General features: G+C 44.1%; 22 protein-coding genes. 2 read left to right on the forward strand and 20 right to left on the reverse strand.

The window, feature by feature from the left end:
* Nucleotides 1-7 precede the first annotated feature (7 nt).
* From WMO28_RS07980 to WMO28_RS08000, 5 genes are all read right to left on the reverse strand, one after another.
* On the reverse strand, nucleotides 8-718 hold the full coding sequence (locus tag WMO28_RS07980; protein ID WP_178645419.1) for a glycosyltransferase: 711 nt from the start codon (nucleotides 716-718) through the stop codon (nucleotides 8-10).
* Nucleotides 708-2,696, reverse strand: a complete 1,989-nt coding sequence (locus WMO28_RS07985; RefSeq protein WP_178645418.1) for a hypothetical protein — start codon at nucleotides 2,694-2,696, stop codon at nucleotides 708-710. The genes WMO28_RS07980 and WMO28_RS07985 overlap by 11 nt, the downstream gene beginning before the upstream one ends.
* Before the next feature lie 71 nt (nucleotides 2,697-2,767).
* Nucleotides 2,768-3,481 carry an N-acetylmuramoyl-L-alanine amidase gene (locus tag WMO28_RS07990; protein ID WP_349056621.1) on the reverse strand — a complete coding sequence of 238 codons (714 nt, stop codon included), beginning with the start codon at nucleotides 3,479-3,481 and terminating at the stop codon, nucleotides 2,768-2,770.
* An 85-nt stretch (nucleotides 3,482-3,566) separates the two neighbouring features.
* Entirely contained in the window at nucleotides 3,567-5,216 is a 1,650-nt protein-coding gene (locus WMO28_RS07995) for a glycosyl hydrolase family 18 protein (protein ID WP_178645416.1), read from the reverse strand.
* A 253-nt stretch (nucleotides 5,217-5,469) separates the two neighbouring features.
* Nucleotides 5,470-5,841, reverse strand: a complete 372-nt coding sequence (locus WMO28_RS08000; protein WP_349056623.1) for a hypothetical protein — start codon at nucleotides 5,839-5,841, stop codon at nucleotides 5,470-5,472.
* A gap of 270 nt (nucleotides 5,842-6,111) precedes the next feature.
* Here WMO28_RS08000 and WMO28_RS08005 point away from each other — a divergent pair, with 270 nt between their 5' ends.
* Nucleotides 6,112-6,894 (forward strand): adaptor protein MecA, encoded by a 783-nt coding sequence (locus WMO28_RS08005; RefSeq protein ID WP_178642035.1) that lies wholly within the window; start codon nucleotides 6,112-6,114, stop codon nucleotides 6,892-6,894.
* Nucleotides 6,895-6,980: 86 nt separating this feature from the next.
* Here the strand turns inward: WMO28_RS08005 and WMO28_RS08010 are convergent, their stop codons facing one another.
* Nucleotides 6,981-7,184 (reverse strand): DUF1858 domain-containing protein, encoded by a 204-nt coding sequence (locus tag WMO28_RS08010; RefSeq protein WP_178642033.1) that lies wholly within the window; start codon nucleotides 7,182-7,184, stop codon nucleotides 6,981-6,983.
* Nucleotides 7,185-7,412: 228 nt separating this feature from the next.
* On the opposite strand from WMO28_RS08010, the gene fdxA reads away from it, so the two are divergent.
* On the forward strand, nucleotides 7,413-7,583 hold the full coding sequence (gene fdxA / locus WMO28_RS08015) for a 4Fe-4S ferredoxin (RefSeq protein WP_015527180.1): 171 nt from the start codon (nucleotides 7,413-7,415) through the stop codon (nucleotides 7,581-7,583).
* Between the two features lie 49 nt (nucleotides 7,584-7,632).
* On the opposite strand, the gene WMO28_RS08020 is transcribed toward fdxA, so the two are convergent.
* From WMO28_RS08020 to WMO28_RS08085, 14 genes are all read right to left on the reverse strand, one after another.
* The gene (locus tag WMO28_RS08020) at nucleotides 7,633-8,169 is read right to left on the reverse strand and encodes a MerR family transcriptional regulator (protein ID WP_178642029.1); all 537 of its coding nucleotides are present in this window, start codon (nucleotides 8,167-8,169) and stop codon (nucleotides 7,633-7,635) included.
* 143 nt (nucleotides 8,170-8,312) lie between these two features.
* The gene (gene dnaB, locus WMO28_RS08025; RefSeq protein WP_178642026.1) at nucleotides 8,313-9,641 is read right to left on the reverse strand and encodes a replicative DNA helicase; all 1,329 of its coding nucleotides are present in this window, start codon (nucleotides 9,639-9,641) and stop codon (nucleotides 8,313-8,315) included.
* A 3-nt stretch (nucleotides 9,642-9,644) separates the two neighbouring features.
* Nucleotides 9,645-10,091, reverse strand: coding sequence for a 50S ribosomal protein L9 (gene rplI / locus WMO28_RS08030; protein ID WP_178642023.1), 447 nt, complete (start codon nucleotides 10,089-10,091; stop codon nucleotides 9,645-9,647).
* Nucleotides 10,088-12,142 carry a GGDEF domain-containing protein gene (locus WMO28_RS08035; RefSeq protein ID WP_178642020.1) on the reverse strand — a complete coding sequence of 685 codons (2,055 nt, stop codon included), beginning with the start codon at nucleotides 12,140-12,142 and terminating at the stop codon, nucleotides 10,088-10,090. The genes rplI and WMO28_RS08035 overlap by 4 nt, the downstream gene beginning before the upstream one ends.
* Nucleotides 12,143-12,337: 195 nt before the next feature.
* Nucleotides 12,338-12,601 (reverse strand): 30S ribosomal protein S18, encoded by a 264-nt coding sequence (rpsR, locus tag WMO28_RS08040; protein ID WP_021651398.1) that lies wholly within the window; start codon nucleotides 12,599-12,601, stop codon nucleotides 12,338-12,340.
* Between the two features lie 49 nt (nucleotides 12,602-12,650).
* On the reverse strand, nucleotides 12,651-13,109 hold the full coding sequence (locus WMO28_RS08045) for a single-stranded DNA-binding protein (RefSeq protein ID WP_178642017.1): 459 nt from the start codon (nucleotides 13,107-13,109) through the stop codon (nucleotides 12,651-12,653).
* Between the two features lie 75 nt (nucleotides 13,110-13,184).
* Nucleotides 13,185-13,472 carry a 30S ribosomal protein S6 gene (rpsF, locus tag WMO28_RS08050; RefSeq protein WP_021977097.1) on the reverse strand — a complete coding sequence of 96 codons (288 nt, stop codon included), beginning with the start codon at nucleotides 13,470-13,472 and terminating at the stop codon, nucleotides 13,185-13,187.
* 115 nt (nucleotides 13,473-13,587) lie between these two features.
* Nucleotides 13,588-13,782, reverse strand: coding sequence for a DUF951 family protein (locus WMO28_RS08055; RefSeq protein ID WP_178644436.1), 195 nt, complete (start codon nucleotides 13,780-13,782; stop codon nucleotides 13,588-13,590).
* Nucleotides 13,783-13,828: 46 nt separating this feature from the next.
* Entirely contained in the window at nucleotides 13,829-14,551 is a 723-nt protein-coding gene (locus tag WMO28_RS08060) for an NAD-dependent protein deacylase (RefSeq protein WP_178644435.1), read from the reverse strand.
* Between the two features lie 49 nt (nucleotides 14,552-14,600).
* Entirely contained in the window at nucleotides 14,601-15,425 is an 825-nt protein-coding gene (gene srtB / locus WMO28_RS08065; protein ID WP_349056624.1) for a class B sortase, read from the reverse strand.
* A gap of 157 nt (nucleotides 15,426-15,582) precedes the next feature.
* Nucleotides 15,583-16,455, reverse strand: coding sequence for a phosphoribosylaminoimidazolesuccinocarboxamide synthase (locus WMO28_RS08070; RefSeq protein WP_349056625.1), 873 nt, complete (start codon nucleotides 16,453-16,455; stop codon nucleotides 15,583-15,585).
* Between the two features lie 125 nt (nucleotides 16,456-16,580).
* Nucleotides 16,581-18,101 carry an ATP-binding protein gene (locus tag WMO28_RS08075; protein WP_349056626.1) on the reverse strand — a complete coding sequence of 507 codons (1,521 nt, stop codon included), beginning with the start codon at nucleotides 18,099-18,101 and terminating at the stop codon, nucleotides 16,581-16,583.
* Nucleotides 18,098-19,378, reverse strand: coding sequence for a vWA domain-containing protein (locus tag WMO28_RS08080; RefSeq protein ID WP_349056627.1), 1,281 nt, complete (start codon nucleotides 19,376-19,378; stop codon nucleotides 18,098-18,100). Before WMO28_RS08080 ends, WMO28_RS08075 begins: the two co-directional genes overlap by 4 nt.
* 29 nt (nucleotides 19,379-19,407) lie before the next feature.
* The gene (locus tag WMO28_RS08085) at nucleotides 19,408-19,839 is read right to left on the reverse strand and encodes a hypothetical protein (RefSeq protein ID WP_178643102.1); all 432 of its coding nucleotides are present in this window, start codon (nucleotides 19,837-19,839) and stop codon (nucleotides 19,408-19,410) included.
* Between the last annotated feature and the right edge of the window lie 51 nt (nucleotides 19,840-19,890).

The raw sequence follows: 19,890 nt of genomic DNA on the forward strand, positions 1-19,890 counted from the left end.
TCCTGTATCAGATTCTGTGGCGCAGGCGGATAAAATCTCCAAATGCCTGTCTGCCGATCTTAAATATTCTTTTCATGTTTATAGAATTTTTTCCTGCCTGACGAGGACGAAATGTGATTGGAATATATTCCACGTTCAGATGATGCTTCTCATAAATCACCGTCATCAGTACATTGGACAGAAAGAATCCATCAGGAATCCTCTTCAGAACTTTTTTGAGCTGTTTTCCCTTCATCAGACGATATGGTGTATTGGCATCCTTTACCCAGGTTCCGAAAATGAGAAAGATCACAAGTCTCAGAACTCTTGTCACAAACAATCTCGAAAGACCATCCTCTCTTTTTTTTCTGTAGCCAATAAGCAGTCCGCATTGTTCTCTTTTTTCCCAGAACTGCCAGAATTCCTCCGGAAGTGTCTGCCCGTCAGAATCTGTCTGAAATACGTAATCTGCACCTGCATCTACCGCATAATGATACCCTTTCAGAATAGTTCCGCCATGTCCTTCGTTCGGTTTGTCGATCCCGATAAGTCTTTCATATTTATTCTGATATTTCCGGATCACATCATAGGTTCCGTCCCTGCTTCCGTCATTAAGGATCACCAGACGGCTTTCTCCTCCGATCTTTTCTACCACCGGATACCACTGTTCGATTACAGAGCCGATATTTTTCTCCTCATTATATGCCGGCATAATAATATATAAGCTGTCATGTTTCATAGATTCTTATTCTCCCATCTTCCGAGGTATAAACCAGCGGATATGTTTTCTTTATGATATCTTCGCGGCATTGCTGCTGTTCAAACTGCATGTCCTCTTCAAAAAGAATATACGTGATCTTCTCCTGCTTTACCGTTTCCTCCAGCGTATACGGATCATCCATCGTATAAATACGCACAGCCTGCTGTGCACGGTAATTGGTATCATATCCCGCAGACCAGGCATAATAGGGCCATCCGCAGTAAAGCATCACACCGGACATGGTAACCTCATTCATCGTATATTCCGGTGTCAGAAGAAGGTCGTTCTTATGAAGATTCTCAGAAAGCCAGTCCGTTAAACTGCTGTTCATATTGACAGTCATTCTGTGTCCTGTATCGTTATCTCTCAGAATAATCACATAATCATAAATTCCCGTTAAAGTCAGACAGATACACAAGATTCCACAGACAACCCTGCCTGTCCACTTCTTCCAGCCTTCTTTTCCTGCCAGAAAAATCCCCCGCATTGCCCATCCCCAGAAAATTGCCGTAAATGCATAGGAGATCATCACATATTTGTGATTGACATTGATATCCGGTGTCAGCGAAACCAGAAATGCAAACGCAAGCGGAAGAACAAATCCTCCCAGAACTGCCCGTTCTTTTCTTTTCAGAAATACAAGAACTGCAAACAGCCCAATAAAGAAAAATCCACTAATCTCTGTCAGATACCAGACAACACCTGACAGACTCTTGTTATCAGCCAGAAATCCCCAGTAAAACGAAGGATTCATGACACTTCCTGCTACGAAGATTTTTGATTGAAGCTCCGAAAAGAATACCGCGATTGCTGCACAGATCGCATAATCCAGCTTTCCATCTGAAAATACTGCAAAGCCTGCCAGGATCAGAAGCCCTCCGATCAGTGCCGCACCGTTCCAGAATGCAGTCAGTCCAAGAAATACGCCCAGGAGGATCGCAGTTTCCACATTTTTGCATACCCATGCTTCACGGAAAAAAAATCTTCCTCTGATCCATCGGAGACCTTTTTCATTATGGGCACAGCCTGCCTCCAGCCATTCCATAAATATCCACACAGCAGCTGCCACGATCAGAAGTCCAAACGCAAGATGTCGCTGATTCAGATATACATTAAAATTCCAAAGTCCCCAGTTTTCATTGGTCGTATAGCCGATAAAAGCTGTATTTGACTGTAATGTCTGTATAAGATCTCCCGCCTGTAAATGCTCCCACAGATACTGCCAGAATGCAGTTCCGCTCCGGAAGAAAAAAAACGCAAGAGCGACCGCCCCGGCCCAGAAGCTCCGAAACATCCGGTAACTGATCGCATAAAGGATCATCAGAAATCCCACCAGGGACAAAATGCTTACCAGATTGTATCCTATGTCAATACGCATTCCCAGATATTCCAGATTTCCTACAAGGAACTGAAACATAAAATGGTATTTCACATCCTGCCCGCCATAATGCGGATACTGTGTAGGGAAATTATTCCCTCTGGAAAAAGAACGCATCATCGCTGTATGCGGCGCATAATCACCAAACACAGAAAATCCGGAATACAGAATCCCATCTTTCATATGAAAAACATAGAACATCATCCAGGTCACAAATACTGTCAATACCACAAATAATACAGTCTCTTTTCTGATGATCCATTTTCTTGAGATCATTCCCTCTGTCACCGGAAATATATTTCTTTTTTTCTTCAGAAATCTTGCGACCACTACCAGCGCTGCAACCGTCATCACGATCAGATTTCCATAAAAAAGAGGATGTTCTGCTCCCGCGCACACGCTGATCATCCAGGAAATGATATACACTGCCCATGTCAGTAACAGAATTCCCGTTCCAAAAGCAGTCGGCAGTATCACCCATATCCGATTTCCATTTTCAGCTGTTTTGCGCGAAAACAGGCATCCCGCTGTTTCCATTCCTGTTAATATACATAATATAAGATAAATGATCCCAAGCATCAAACTTTCTCCTTAATTCACGTAAAGTATATCAGAATAGCCTTTTCGTGAAAAGGCTATTCACATTTTTTTCAATTTTTTTCGTTCATGATCTGAAGATATTCATTGATCCCATCAGCTATAGACTGTGCCACTTTCTGCTGATAGTCCTCCTGTTTTAAAAGCTCTGCTTCCTCCTGATTTGTAAGAAAACCACATTCTACAATATTGATAACTCCCTCACTTCGTTTCAGCAGATAATAAGTCTTATTTCCTTTTGCAACACGCGGACGGCTGACGTTAAGCTCCTGATTCATTTTTTCCTGAATGGCCAGAGCAAGTTTTTTTCCTTCCTCGGAATCCTCGTAAAAAAAGACCTGCGGACCTCTGACCTGCGGATCGCTGTAACTGTTCTGGTGAATACTCACGGAAAGTACCGGTGCATATTCCCTTATCAGTGCAATACGGTTCTGAAGATCCTGTGCCTTCATATTCTGTGTATTTTCCTCATAAAGGCCTTTGTCCTCTTCTCTTGTCATCACAACTGTAAAACCTTTTTTCGTAAGCACACTTTTCAGCTTCTGCGCGATCTTAAGATTGATTCCTTTTTCTTTCAGACCGTCCACACCAACCATTCCGGAATCCACTCCGCCATGTCCTGCATCTACCAGGATCACTTTATTCTCTGACATATCTTTCGACGCATTTACAAGTTTTCCCGAAGTTATCGCTGCTTCCCTTGATAATATGTAAAAACACAGCAACATAAGCACTGCCATTCCCAGCTCTATGAAATGCTTTTTCACGCAAAACACCCCCGGCATATTTAATTAAATATATGCTGTCGGGAGTGTTTTTATCATTGCGTGTCTACAATCTCTTTTCTTTTGTTTATGCCAGATTCTCCGTGATCACCTTCCAGATTCCGCTGTTTTCAAATCCCAGCTTCCACTCTGCCACACCGGCAAGCTTATATTTCGGGATCAGCTTGACTTTCTCTGCGATCGACTTGGAATCCTCCAGCCAGATCTGATAGGTTGCACCATCGCCTTCATATTTTCCGTAATTCTGGCTTGTATTCTTATCCCAGTAGACCTCCGCACTATTATCTGCGATTGCCTGCTGTGCCTGATCCATTCCTATGGCTTCGCTTGTCAGTGCGCCTCCATCTGTCGTCTTCCAGAGTCTGGTATAGAACGGAATCGCAAGAATCGTACGTTCCGCCGGAACCTCTGTCAGAGTATCCTTCACGCCCTGCTCCACCCATGGAAGAGAAGCTACGGAACCTGCATCTGAACCCACATAATGTTCATCATATCCCATGATGATAATATAATCCGTAACTTTACCCTGTTCAGCTCTGTCGTAATGGCTGGTAAAATTCTCAGGAACCGGATTATCCACGGAAAGCACCAGATTATTCTGATGGCACTGTATGGAAAGTTCTCGGAGGAACTGAAGAAAATGAATTCCTGCATCTTCACTCAGTGTCTCAAAATCAATATTGATTCCATCCAGACCATTTTTCAGCGCACTTGTCACAAGCTGATTTTCCAGATTCTGTCTGGAGCTGGTTTTTGAAAGAACCTCTGTTGTGCTGATATTTTCATTAAAATTATCCACAAGTCCCCAGACTTTCAAGCCTTTCTCATGGGCTTGCATCACATATTCTCCTGATGCAAGACTTGTGATATTTCCGGAATTATCTGCAACGGAATACCAGGTCGGCGAGATCACATTCACGCCTGTCATATTCTGAATGGCATCCGCAAAATAACTGTTTGCATCCGTGCTTGTAGTCTGATGCCAGGCCAGATTCACCGGCTCATCCATTGTCAGATATGTATAGGTCTCTGCTTTGAAATTCCGTTCATAACTGGTCGTATCCGCTGCTTTTACCTTTTTTTTCTGAATGTATCCAATATATCCGTCATCAGTAGCTACCTGATCCCATTCTTCTCCTTCTGTCATCAGCCGAAGAACTGTATTTTTCGCCACTTTCGTAAGAATTTCTGACTTGATTCCGCCCCGGTAACGTATTACGGTATCCTTATCAACCGTAACTGTAGATACATTGCCGAACTTATATTGTATAGCAACTCTGTCGGGGTCTTTATTTATATATACATCGATATCCGTATACTTTTTGATATAATCAAGATGAATATACACCTGATCATCCTTCAGCCAGACATTTCCTCCTGCCTGATCAGAAGCTGTTTCTTCCGTAAGACTGGAAGGTGTCGCATACAGAATCTTCTTGTTTTCACTATCCCAGTAATATCTCTGATTGAGATATCCATCTACTACATCTAAGGAAATATATACATCATCGCCGGAGATCAGCGCCTTCTGATCAAGTTTCTCTGTTCCCAGCACCAATGCTGCTTCCCCATCCACATTCTGACCATAATAATCTGTCAGACTCATCTGCTCCCTGGTTGGAATAAGTTTATTGATTCCATATACAGCCCCTCCCGCAAGAGTGACCAGAACAATCAACAGACATACCACCAGAACGGGCATGTATCTTTTTTTCATTTTTTTCTTCCTTTCGGTATCGAATGTTATAAGAACGTTCTCATTATAACATACTTTATCCGGTTTTCCTTGCAAAAATCGACATTTAATAATTTTTCACAGTTTGTTTATATTTATCAGTGCAAATTACATTCCCGTTTCATTCCTTACATTCATGGCAACAAACGGCTCCCCTCAGTGGTATGTATGAGTCCAGGGAAGCAGCTTATCAGCTTCACTTTTCAGGGAAGCCGTTCGTGCTCATGAATCTGTTTTAAATGTTTCGAATAAAATCAAAGCTTACACAGGCGATATGGCCTTCCTCATCTTCCGTATAATCCCGCATGTACCCTCCGTTTTCCGCAATCTGACAGGCTTTTGCGATCTTTTTCGGAGTACTTGGCGATCCATCCAGATAAAGGGATATTCCTTTCTCACGATAAAGCTCCAGCTCCCTGCGAAGGGGTTTCGCGGATTTCTTTTTTACCTGTGATATATTTGACGTATCCTGACCTCCTTTCCTGGTTTTTGTTTTCAGAAAACACCAACATAGGTTATCAGAAAAGCTGCAATGACCCTGTATAAATATAATATAAATAAAAGGGGGGATTCTTACTCTGTGCTCCGGCAGAAATACCGATGACATATGCACAGAAATCTTGTCTTTAGAAAAGTATGACTTTAAGTTATCTGTACTGTCGTCCTGTTTACTCAGGTCAGGCAGCTTTTCTGTTTTTCATTATACCTTTTTTCTGTTCAGATGCAAGCTTTTTATCTGATTTATAAAAAAATTCTTTTTTCCATGGTATCAGCATCTTTACATCTTGTATCTAGCTGTTATATAATACAGTATGTAAAAGAATCAGATTGATTCTATAACAAACAACTTAATTTATTGACCATAGGATGTGATTATATGAAAATAGAAAAGATCAACGACAATCAGATCCGCTGCACACTGACGAAAGAGGATCTTGACAGTCATCAGATTCGTATCAGTGAGCTTGCCTACGGAACAGAGAAAGCTAAACGTCTCTTTCGCGATATGATGCAGCAGGCTCAAATACAGTTCGGTTTTGAAGCGGACAATATTCCGCTGATGATCGAGGCTATTCCAATAAATGCTGAGAGTATCATCCTCATCATCACCAAGGTTGAGGATCCTGAAGAGCTTGATACACGTTTTTCCAAATTCTCCCCATTTAAGGGAAATAAGCCCGTAGATACTGTAGAAATCGATGGTGCTGATAACATTATCGATATTTTTCAGAAGCTGTGCGAATCCAAACTTAAGAATTCTTCCCAGAAATCAGATGATTCCAATGTTGCTTCTCATACAGCTCAACCAGCAAAAGCCAAAGAATCTCAGGAATCTGCTTCAGTTTCCCAACACAACGAGAATTCTGTGCGGCTTATCCGTCTGTACAGCTTTCCCGGACTGGATGACGTGATCGCAGCTGCTCACGGCATGAACGGTTTCTTTGACGGAAACAACGTTCTTTACCGTGAGGGAGAAGACGGCGTTTATCAGCTGGTTCTTCATCAGTCCGACTGTACTCCGGAGGAATTTAACAAGGTCTGCAATATTCTTTCCGAATATGGAATTGGTCGGGCATTCACTCCGGCCGGTGAAGCATATCTTCGCGAGCACGGAACTCTGATAGTAGAAAATGCTCTTCAGAAACTTCTTGCCCTCTAAAAAACAAACCGCTGATGGAGATACGATCTTTTTGATCTGTATTTTCCACCAGCGGCTTTTTGTTTTTTCAGCAGTTTTTTTGCTGCTTACTCTTCTCCAAGAAAATCATTGATCTGTGCTACGAGAACATCTGCATCCAGTCCATGGACCATAGCTGCCTCTTCCAGAGATTCCATCTGTGAAGACGGGCATCCGAGACAATGCATTCCTGCTCTCATAAGGATCGGTGCAATATTCGCATCTACATTGAGAAGCTCTCCGATCAGCATGCTCTTTGTAACCTTTGCCATGATTGTATCTCCTTTTCTGATTTATCGAAATGTTTTCATCCCGCTCTGCTATTATAATACGAAATTCCCCTGAAATCAACGTTTCATTTCTCCTCCGAAAAAACATCTCCATTTTTCATTTTTGTTTATAAATTTGTACTTGTATTCTTTGTACAGATATATTAGAATGGGGATAGAATCCCTAAACGGGATACATATAATACACCATTATAAAGGAGGATATCAATTATGGCATATGTAATTTCTGACGAGTGCGTTAGCTGTGGAACATGTGAGGGTGAGTGCCCGAACGAGGCTATTTCTCAGGGAGATGAGCATTATGTAATCGACGCAGACGCTTGCGTTGACTGCGGAACATGCGCTGAGGCCTGTCCAGTTGGTGCTATCTCTGCTGAGTAATCGCACCATCAGCTTAAGCAACAATATGAATGAAAGAGGCTGTCGGTCTTTACCGGCAGCCTTTTTTGTTTCTTCTGTTTTTTCGTCCTTCACTGGAAGCAGCCGCTTCTCTTCTTGCCTGCTGCTGCCTGCGTATGGCCTCATCCAATGAACGGCATCGGTATTCACCTTCTTTTTTCCGCTGCATTTCTTCACGGATTAATCGTTCCAGGATCTCCTGGAATTCCAGAATCTTATCATTGTCCGCTGTCTTTCCCTGAAACTCATGTAATTTTTCCTGTTCTGTCAGCGGTACATCTTCTATTTCCACCGCCTCTCCCTCCAGCACCCGGACATCTGATTCTGCTGAATCCGACATATTTTCTGCCAGCTGGGGAATCAGTGTACGTATGGCTTTCAGCTGAAGTCCACGGTTCTTCAGTTCACTTATCTTAAGAAAAAGCTGAATATCATAAGGTGTATAATAACGGTGTCCCAGTTCATTGCGCCCGATCTTAAGATCAAGCTCTTCTTCCCAGTAGCGCATAACATAGGACTTTACGCCAGTCATCGTCACGGCCTGTCTAACTGTATATCTTTTTTCCATCGTGACGCCCCCTTATGCCTGATCATATGCATTTCTGCATAGTTACAGTATATCGTACAAGCTTTTGATTGGCAAGGAAAATCGGTTGACATAAATTGACAGGGTTTGTAGTGTAAAACATAAAAAAGCAGAGCCGCACGGCTCTACTTTTTCATATTTACAAACTGCGTATATCTTGGCAGCCATACAAGTTCTACGGTTCCGATGGGGCCGTTTCTCTGTTTGGCTATGATGATCTCCGCAATGTCTTTTTTTTCTGTATCTTTATGATAATAATCGTCTCGGTAAATAAACATTACCACATCGGCATCCTGCTCAATGGCCCCTGACTCTCGAAGGTCAGAAAGCATCGGACGGTGATCCGGTCGCTGTTCTACTGCACGGCTCAGCTGGGAAAGTGCGATTACCGGTACATCGATTTCTCTGGCAAGTGCTTTCAGAGAACGGGAAATATCTGAGATCTCCTGCTGTCTGGAATCGGATTTACCGCTTCCACTCATAAGCTGAAGATAATCGATCATAATAATTCCGAGATTATGTTCCAGCTTGTACTTCCTGCATTTGGAACGAAGCTCCGCAATGGAGATACCAGGTGTATCATCAATAATCAGATTGGAACCGCCGATGATATCTGCTCCTTCCACCAGTTTCGTCCAGTCCTCATCCTTCAGATTACCGGTACGAAGATTCTGGGAATCCACATGAGATTCCATTGCGAGCAGACGGTTTACCAGCTGTTCCTTGGACATCTCCAGACTGAAGATTGCCACCGTCACATCCTTACGAAACGCCATATACTGGGCAATATTCAGTACGAACGCGGTTTTTCCCATGGAAGGACGGGCCGCGATAAGCACAAGATCCGAAGGATGCATACCTGAAGTCTTATAATCCAGGTCTACAAATCCTGTTGGAATTCCGGTAACTGAGCCCTTCAACTTGGATGCCTTCTCAATATTGCTGACTGCATTTAAGACAACCTGCTGGATTGGCACATAATCGCTTCCGTTCGTTCTCTGAAGAATATTAAAAAGCTTCTTCTCAGATTCCTCAAGAATTGTTTCGGTACTCTCCTTCTCAAGATAGCAGGAGTTCGCCACTTCCTCCGTTGTACGGATCAGCCTTCTTAAGACAGCCTTCTCACTTACGATATTCGCATAATATTTCACATTGGCAGAGGTAGGAACTGCTGCGATCAGATCACGGACATATTCCATACTGCTGATGTCCGGCGGCAATTCTTTCTCCTTCAGACGATTCTGCAATGTGATCAGATCTACCGGCTTTCCCTCATTACAAAGCTCTACCATGGCATCAAAAATAATGCCATACTGTTTCTGATAAAAGTCATCACTGGTCAGTATCTCGGACGCAACCAGTATCGCATCACGGTCCAGAATCATGGACCCGATCACCGACTGCTCTGCCTCAATACTGTGCGGAAGAATCCTCTTGATCAATGCTTCTTCCATTGATTATGCCTCTTTTACCCATACCTTGAGACTTCCGGTTACCTTCGGGTGAAGACGTACCGGCACATTGGTAACACCCAGATTACGGATCGGGCTCTCCAGCTGAAGTTTCTTCTTATCAATGTCAAGATTCAGCTGTTTTTTTGCCGCCTCAGAGATCTCCTTGGAGGATACAGAACCAAATGTTCTTCCACCTTCTCCGACTTTCAGTGTAAGAATAATCTCTTTTGTGGAAAGTTCCTCAGCAAAAGCTTTGGCCGCATCCAGATTTTCCTGTGCAACCTTCTCCTCATTTGCCTTGCGAAGCTTGAGGTCATTGAGGTTCTTGGATGTAGCCTCTACGCCAAGCTTTTTCGGCAGGATCATGTTTCTTGCATATCCGTCACTTACATTTACGATCTGTCCCTTTTTTCCCAGGGATTTCACATCTTCCAGAAGAATTACTTTCATTTCTGTTTATCTCCTTCCTGATATAACTGGTCTATGATTTCTTTCAGCATTCTCTCGGTCTCATCCATCGTGTCTTTTACCTGGGCACCGGCGATATTCAGATGTCCGCCGCCTCCCATTCGTTCCATCATGACCTGTACGTTGACCTCATCAATGGCCCGGGCACTGATGTAAACCTCGTTATTATAGCTGGTAAGAACAAATGATGCCTTGACTCCGGCAATATTCAGAAGCTCATTTGCCGCCTGTGCACCTACAACGGTCGGACTTTCCAGACCCTCGCTCGGACATCTTGCAATCGCAAAACAATCTCTATAGATTTCTGCGGTACGTACAGCCTCAGCTCTTGCCTTATAGGAATCAATATTATCACGGAGCATCTTACGTACACGTGTCACATCCGCTCCGCATCTACGCAGGAATGCTGCCGCCTCAAAGGTACGCACACCTGCTCTTGTTGTAAAATTATTGGTATCAATCATGATACCCGCATAAATACAGTCCGCCTCAATACTGCGAAGCTTCAGCCCGTCTGCAAAATACTGCAGGATCTCTGCAACCATCTCACAGGTTGAGGAAGCATAAGGCTCCACATAGGAAAGAACTGCATTCTGTATCACTTCACTACCCCGGCGATGATGATCCAGCACAACAATCGTCTTCGTCATATAGAGAAGATCCTGGCATTCCGTATAGCTTGGCTTGTTGGTATCCACTACGATCACGACCGTATTATTATCCACAAGTTCTTTCGCCTGACTGCTGTCCACAAACATAGATGGCTCGTAATCCGGATTCTCCATAAAGCCACTCATCAGAGGGCGGATAGAAGTTGTCGGATCATTGATTACAATATGCACCGGCTTTCCAAGTGTCTTACCGGCACGGTATATACCGATTCCGGCGCCAAGAGCATCTACATCTGTGATCTTATGTCCCATGACCACAACACGGTCCTTGGTGCTCATAAATTCCTTCAATGCCTGTGCCTTCACACGGGCCTTCACACGGGTGGATTTCTCCATCTGCTGAGCCTTACCGCCAATGTAGGTAATATTGTTGCCATTTTTGATCACAACCTGATCACCGCCACGTCCCAGTGCCATCTCAATGGCGATCCGGGCATATTCATAATTCTGAATATAAGTCGATGCATTCAGACCGATTCCGATACTTAAGGTCACTGCCATCTCATTTCCGATGTTGACAGTCTTAACTTCATCCAGAATGTGGAATCTCTGTTCCTTCAGGGTTTCCAGAGAACTCTGACGCATGATCAGAAGATATTTGTCCTTCTCAAGCTTCTTTACAAGGCCATCAAAATTGGAAAAATATTTCGTAATCTTCCGGTCAATCAGTGCGATCAGAAGTGATCTTCTCACATCCTCCACACTCTCAAGAGCTTCCTCATAATTATCCAGATAGGCTAGTGCTACTACCAGCTTATTATCCTCGTTTTTCTGAATGTACTCCTTAAGCTCTGTCTCATCGTAAAGATACATGGCGATCAGACTTACATTCTGTGACATATCCTCCAGAATATCTGCGTGGCTTACCACTTCTCCCATTGTCACACGCTGCATGGAGACTCTGTAGATCCTTTCTCCGAAATGTGTACTCATCTCGGAAATCTCCAGCTCGTCTGCTACCGGAAGCTTATCCGGAGTAATATCCGGAAAAATCGTGCTGATATTTTTTTTGTAGAACTGATCTCTTCCCGTGATCTCCGAAAAAATACGGTTTGACCAGATCATCCGCCCTTCCATATCCATAATGGCATATGGCAGTGCCAGCTCCTCAAGCATCCTCTTTTCCACCACATCATACTGATTGGCAAATGCGATCATATCGTTGATGATCAGCGGTTTGTTATAACGAAAAAGCTGTACTGCGATAAAAATGTAGATCACAGTACCTATAGACACCAGAATTCCGGCTTTCACACTTACAATAAACACCAGCAGATCCAGCAGCACGACCAGCACCGAAAGATACAGCGGCCAGCGCATGAAGTGTTTCATGGGCCCTTTAAATTTAACTTTGTTGTTCATTGCCTTTTCCTGTTCTTAACGTAATTTAACCATAAGTTATCTTTTATTATAACAGATTCCTCATTATAATTCCATACTTATGATATAAATCGCCAGACATTTAACCCGTTCACGTGGGAATTCGATAAAAAAACAAAGCCGATGCTTAACAGACGACTTGCATCTGTTTCACACCGGCTTCTTGGATGATCGGAATTAGTCCTGAACGTATGGCATCAGGGACATATGACGTGCTCTCTTAACAGCAACTGTCAGTGCTCTCTGATGTTTCGCGCAGTTACCTGTAATTCTTCTCGGGAGAATTTTACCTCTCTCGGAAACATACTTTCTTAACTTTGCTACATCCTTGTAATCGATCTCGTTATTCTCTTTACCGCAGAATACACAAACTTTTTTTCTTCTGCGTCCGCCTCTTCTCTTCATCGGAGAATCTGGTCTCTCGCCTCTATTGTAAGCCATGATTGTTTCCTCCTATCTTATTCGTATCATCTGTCTTAAAGCAGATGTTCTAGTTGAACGGCAGCTCCTCGTCAATTCCGTCCGGAATGTTCATGAAGCCGTCGGCGCTTGCTGCGCTTGGACCTGGCATAGACGGTGCAGGTGCCGCATTTGTCTGAGGATGACTCGCTGCATAGCTGTCACTGGATGCTTTGCTCTCGGCAAATTCCTGTTCCTCAACAACGACCTCTGTCGTATAAACCTTCTGTCCCTCACGGTTCGTATAGCTTCCTGTCTGGATACGTCCCGTAACTGCAATTTTCAGTCCCTGTCTGAAATACTTCTCCGCAAACTCTGCTGTACGTCCGAAAGAAACACAGCTGATAAAATCAGCACTTGCCTCTCCGTCACGACGGAATCTGCGGTCAACTGCCAGTGTATATCTGGCGATTGCCAGGGCATTCTCTCCTGCGGAATATCGCACCTCAGGATCTCTTGTCAAGCGTCCCATTAATATTACTTTGTTCATCGTTCTACCTCTCTTATGATTTCACTTAACTGAACAGGTTCTTAATGGTATTTTCTGAAATACGCTGCAAAAAAATTATGCCTCTTTCTTGACAACCAGGTATCTTAATACATTGTCCATGATGCGGACATGTCTCTCGATCTCCGCTGGGCACTGAGAATCTGCTTCAAACTGAATAAAATAGTAGAAGCCTTCATGCATTTTCTGAATCTCGTAAGCTAATTTCTTCTTACCCCATTCTTCAACTTCTGTGATCACGCCGTTGTAACGTGTAATGTAGCTTTTAGCTTTCTCAACTACAGCGTCACGTGCTTCGTCCTCAAGCTTAGCGCTCACAACTAATGCTAACTCGTACTTGTTCATGCTTGTCTTAACCTCCTTATGGTCTTTTGGCCCTTTGCCTGTCAAAGAGCAAGGATATGAAATATATCACGATTGTTGATTCTAGCATATCTTTTCCGTGATGTAAAGCATAAATTTAATTTTTTTCGATTTTTTTTAAATTTCGTGTATTCTTCTCCACAAGCTTGCGTGCCACCATGATCTGATGGCCGCATCCCATACATTTCAGGCGGAAATCTGCGCCTACACGTAAGATTTCCCAATCCTTGTTTCCGCAGGGATGCGCTTTTTTTAAAGTGACCATATCTCCTACTTCATAATTTAATCCCATTATCTGCTCCTCAGTTATAATTTTTTCTCACTGCACGTATCTTCTGTTATATCCGAATCTGGCTGAATACCTGTCCAATCGGTTCTTTAATAAGAAGATCCGCATACTTATCGCGAGGTGTCGATGCCTTGTTAATCACCACCAGATGCTCCCCATGGAAATAATCGATCAGTCCTGCCGCCGGATACACTGCCAGTGAAGTACCTCCTATGATCAATACCTGTGCCTCTGATATCGCTCTCACGGATTCCTGGATCGTATGATCGTCCAGGCCTTCCTCATAGAGAACAACATCCGGCTTGATGATGCCGCCACAGGAACATTTCGGAACACCTTTTGCGGCTTTCATATATTGGAAATCATAGAACTTTCCGCATTTCATACAGTGATTACGGTAAACGCTTCCATGAAGTTCCAGAACGTTCCGGCTTCCTGCCATCTGATGAAGATTATCAATATTCTGCGTGATCACAGCTTTTAACTTGCCTGCCTGTTCCAGCTGGGCAAGCTTAAGATGAGCTTCGTTCGGTTTTGCCGTATCGCAGAGCATCTTATCCTGATAAAATTTAAAAAATTCCTCCGGCCTTCGCATAAAAAACGTATGGCTTAAGATTGTCTCCGGCGGATAATCATACTTCTGATTGTAGAGACCATCCTGACTCCGAAAATCCGGAATTCCGCTCTCTGTGGAAACGCCGGCCCCTCCGAAAAATACGATATTATCGTATTCATCAATGATCTTCTGTAATTTTTCGATTTCATTTCCCATATATATCTTCCTCCCGCTTTGCGCTTACGATCAACACCTGGAGACATCTTTACTGCGGATCAACTGCATTTACACGCTTTCCCTGTACAACAAAACGCGTTGCCTGATTACCAGTGCATGTAGAAAGTGTAACAATCTTGTCTTTTTTATCCGCCTTATCCTCACTGGCATCTGTCTTGATTTCCGAATTCTTGAGCATTTTTTTCTCATATTCCAGAAATTCCTTACCAGGTCCCTTAAACAGGGTATAAGTATCACTGTCCACAGAAGTCGTATATGCTGCAATGATCTCATACCTGTAGTTCTTCTCCGGGGTAAGGATCCAGAAATATTTGCTGGCATTATAAAGTGTTTCATCTTCTCTGTATTTCTTCAGCATTCCAAACATGGAACCATTCTTCATATTGTGTCCGTATACCAGGGTATTACAGTCACTGAAATCTCTTTTATTTTCATAATCAATAAAGATCGTTCCTGCAAAATTGTAGTTTTTCTCATAAGTCTGGTGGAGATATGTGTTATTATCCTCTCCCTGCACCACCGGATAACTGATCTGGGGTAAGGCTTCCATATAAATCCAGCCGATCACATCATTATTGATGCTCTTAAGGGAATTAAAATCAATGCTGATCGGTGCCACCGGCTGCTGTTGTTCGTCCGGCTGTCCCAGCTCTTCCACCTCATCCGGATCACGTTCTGTCACTGCCATTTCTGAGATGCTGTTATACTCGTCTGTGCCTTTTTTATACTCTGTATAAATATGATAGAGATTAAATGCCGCATAACAGAATACACAGATCGCCGCGATCAGTACAAGAGTCAGGATGTAATCCCCTGCTGTTTTTTTCTTTTTTTTCCTGTCTTTCCTGCTCATAATCACCCTCCTTTGATCTGTCAGGATTATGTGGTTTCTGTATTCATTATAAATATCCCTCCGTTTTCTTGCAACTGTTTTGTTTTATGCAGAAAAAAGCAGCTCCGGATTGGGCGTCCGAAGCTGCTTATGCGGTATGATCTCAAAGATAACTTTTTCAGGCTAATTCTTTGCCTGTGAGCATTTTGTATGCCTGAAGATATTTCTCGATGGTCTTGTCCACGATCTCCTGTGGAAGTGTCCAGTCGTTACCCGGGTTGGCTTTCAGCCAGTCACGGGCAAACTGCTTGTCAAAGGATGGCTGACCATGTCCTGGTTCATAGCCTTCTGCCGGCCAGAAACGGGAGCTGTCCGGTGTCAGCATCTCATCGCCAATCACCAGGTTGCCTTCCTCATCAAGTCCGAACTCGAATTTTGTATCTGCAATGATGATTCCCTTGCTGAGGGCATATTCTGCACATTTCTTGTACAGTGCGATAGTGTTGTCACGAAGCTTCTCAGCATACTCGCGGCCTTTTCCAGGGAAATATTTCTCAAGATGATCAATGCTCTGCTCAAAAGAAATATTCTCGTCGTGATCACCGATCTCAGCCTTTGTGGATGGTGTGTAGATTGGCTCAGGCAGCTTGTCGGATTCCTTCAGTCCCTCCGGAAGTTTGATGCCACAGACAGTACCGTTCTCCTTGTAGCTTGCCCAGCCGCTTCCTGTGATGTATCCACGGACGATACATTCGATTGGCAGCATGTTCAGCTTACGGCACATCATGGATTTTCCTTCGAATTTCTCCTGCTGGAAAAACTCCGGCATGTCCTTTGTATCTACAGAAATCATATGGTTAGGAAGAATGTCCTCTGTCATGTCAAACCAGAATTTGGACATCTGTGTCAGTACTGCACCTTTCTTTGTAACTTCGTTATTCAGAATTACGTCAAAGCAGCTGATACGGTCTGTTGCAACCATAATCAAGCTGTCGCCGTTGTCATAGATCTCACGTACTTTACCTTCTTTGATTGGTTTTAATTCCTGCATGTTTTCACACCTCATCATTCGGTTTTTGTTTTGTTTGTTTTCGACACAATTACGGTATCACCAATCCGGTCTCTCTGTCAAGGCGCCAGGCCCTCTCCAGTCATAAGTATTCGTTAAGAGATCATTCATATTTCTAATAGTGTTTTACATTCCTCCTGAAGTTTCTTCTCCTGCTTCCGGTAAAGAAGCTTCTCACTGCAGGCAAAATACGGTTCGCAGCCATACTCCCGGATAAAAGCCCCTGCATGGCTGTTTCTTGTCAGCCCGGTCACAAAAAGCACCGTCTCCTGACCGTCCCCGAAGCAATCCTTCATAAACGCAAACGCCCGGTCAAGCTCTCCTTTTACCTGTTCTGCCACTTTTTTACGTCTGGCTGTCATTTCGCCGAACAACTCCCGTATCCGTTCAAAACCATCCTCCGCATCTGTAATATGCTCCTTCCGAAGCGTAAGACTGTATTCCTCCAGCATACGGATCGCCAGCTCCTCCTGCGTCTGCTGCTCTACAGTCAGAAGCTCTGCCTCCAGCCGCACCGCAAGGCTCTTTTTCTTCACATCAATAAATTCTTCCAGGGCAGTGATCTCTTTCTTATCGCTCAGAAATGCTTTCAGATGTAGAAGCTCCTGGTAGACCACTTCCGTCTCTTTATCAAGCTTTTCGTATGAAAGAAAACTGCTGTTCAGTCCGTCAAGCAGAAGTCCGGTTACGAGAAAGCGTTCCTCAAACGATGCCTCCCTTGCCATTTTTTCCCGCTCCCCGCGCTCATCCTCCGGCATAGTCCCATCCAGCAGCCTGTCAAGCCCATAGTCCGTTCCGTACTTCCGGTACAGCTGATAGCTGGCAAAAAAGCTCCTGGCGATCTCATCCCTGCACAAATATTCCCCGATCAGATTCTCCGTGATTTCAACGCCAAGCTCTTCATAAGCTTTTAGGATTTCCGAAAGATCCTCCCAGCCTCTCGCAGTCACGAAAAATTTTCCCTCGGCAGTATTTTCCACAGAATAAAAATGCTCTTTTTTCATGCCAAGATATGACAGGATCGCACCATGAATCCCTTTTTTCCAGGCATATTCCATCCATACATCCAGATCAGCCTCCAGATCCATGCGCCGCACACGGTCCAGCGTCACAATATCAAATTCCCGGACAGATTTATTGTATTCCGGCGGATTTCCCGCTGCCGCGATCAGCCATCCTTCCGGAACACTGTGACTTCCAAAGGTCTTGTTCTGCAGAAACTGCAGCATCGTAGGCGCAAGCGTCTCCGACACACAGTTGATCTCATCAATAAAAAGAATTCCCTCTTTCTTTCCGCTGTGCTCTATACAGTCATATACAGAAGCTATGATCTCACTTAAAGTATACTCTGTGATGCTGACCTCTTTTCTGTTGTAGCAGCGCGTCACGATACGCGGCAGTCCAACCGCGCTCTGCCTTGTGTGATGAGTGATCGTATAAGCCACAAGACCCACGTTGCATTCTTCTGCCACCTGTTCCATGATCGCAGTTTTTCCGATTCCGGGAGGTCCCATGAGAAGGACAGGACGCTGTCTCAGTCTTGGGAATGTATAACGCCCATGAGCATCTTTTTTGTTGTATGCCAGCAAGGTATGCCGTATCTCTTCTTTCGCTTCTTTTATGTTCATCGTCTTCGTTCCGCTCCTTCCTGCTCTGCCACAAGCCGGATCGCCCAAGGCGGAACAAGTTCCATTTTTTCTGTTTTATGCAAAAATACAAAAGCTGTCTCATAATCCGGCTTCACAGCTGGATAAATCCCGTCTCCATCTGTAAAATAGATCAGTGCCTTTAAATGGTGGATTTCTTTTTTCACCTGCTGCTCCCTCACATACCGGAACACCGGCCGGAAATCCGTTCCGCCACGCCCCTGGATCACGATATTACGGCTGTATTCCTTCCATTCTTCCTCCGAATGGATTACTTTCACATCCTGCACGCAGCAGTCACACTGAATAAGATACACCTTCATCTTATGAAAAAAATTCTCTTTCTCACTTAAGATCGAATAGGTTTCTCCAAGAAATCGCCGCACCGTCTCCCCGTCACAGGAACCGGAGGTATCAATGGCGATCACAAGCTCCTCAAGCCGGTTCACTTCTTTATATTCCAGCGGCTCGATCAGCGGAAGATTTCCATAGTGTTCCATTCCGTAATTATAAAAAATATAATCAAAGCTTTCTATGTCCAGCTCCACTTCCTCACGCAGCACGGAAAACTGCCGGAGAAACTTCTTATAATCGTACCTTCCTGATTTTATGGTACCGGTCTCCTCGCTCTGGTCCCCTTCCTTCATTCCCCGCCGTTTCCGGTGATCCTGCCTGTTTGCAGCTGTATAGGAAAGAAGACGGTTCCATTTCTCTTTTGTCTTTTTTCCCATTTCTCCTGTGCAGGCGTCCCAGAGTGTGTGGTCATCAAAATGAAAAGCTGACTCCATCTCCTCCAGACGGAACGGAAAGCTCTCTGTTTTCAGCTTATGGTAAATCTTTTCTGCGGAATCCACCTGACTTCCAAGTGCTTTGAGAGTCTTTCTTTTTATCTCATTTTCTTCGGTTTTCAGAACCGTGATCTTCTCCCTGGTGATGATCTGCTCCACTGCAATATCACAGGCCAGATTCCACAGACGCCGGTCTTCACTGTTCTCGCGGAAAATATGCAGATACAGACAGTGAAGCAGCATATGCAGATATCCTCTTCGCACAGCTTCCGGCTTTTTCACATAAAGCTCCATAAGATATTGTGGTGAAAAAAGAAAGGCTTCTCCGTCTGTACCGATGGTTCTTGTTTTATCCGAAGCTTCTCCATGAATACATGCAAAGGCACCATCCAGATATGGAAAATAGTAGTACAACTCGTTCCTGATATTTTCCAGAATATGTACTCCCAGTTCTTCCTGTTTCCGATCCACGGGATGCGCCTCCTTTCGAACCACATTTCTCACAGTTCAAATTTCTTCTCTTTAAATCCGTAGTTTTCTTTTTTTAAATGAAGAAGTCCCATCAGTGCCGCAGGTTTTCGCCATTCCTCGGCGAGCTTTAGAAACCCCTCCAGCTCCCGCTCGCCGAACCACTCATTTTCATAAAGCTTCTCGATCTTTTCCCAGTCATCCTCCAGGATCAGGCGTTCCACTGCCGGCCGTATCCGCTTCTTAAGGTAAGCGCCGTAGTCCTCCCGCTCTTCCTCTGTCACCTCTTCTGCCAGAAAATATCCACGCAATGCAACAGCCAGGCGAAGCGGCTCCTGCTTGGTACTTCCAAACTTCCGGTAAAGATGTTCCGCTTCCGTCTTTGCATCTTCGTTCTCCGCCCTCATTTCAAGGGCATTCGCAGCAACTTCCACATCCTTCTGAAAACGGCTCAGTTCTGTCATATAGATCCCTCCTGTCTGATGTCTGTTCACGGCATTTTTTATACCTTTATC

Source organism: Blautia aquisgranensis, from assembly GCF_040096615.1.
Classification (GTDB): domain Bacteria; phylum Bacillota; class Clostridia; order Lachnospirales; family Lachnospiraceae; genus Blautia_A; species Blautia_A aquisgranensis.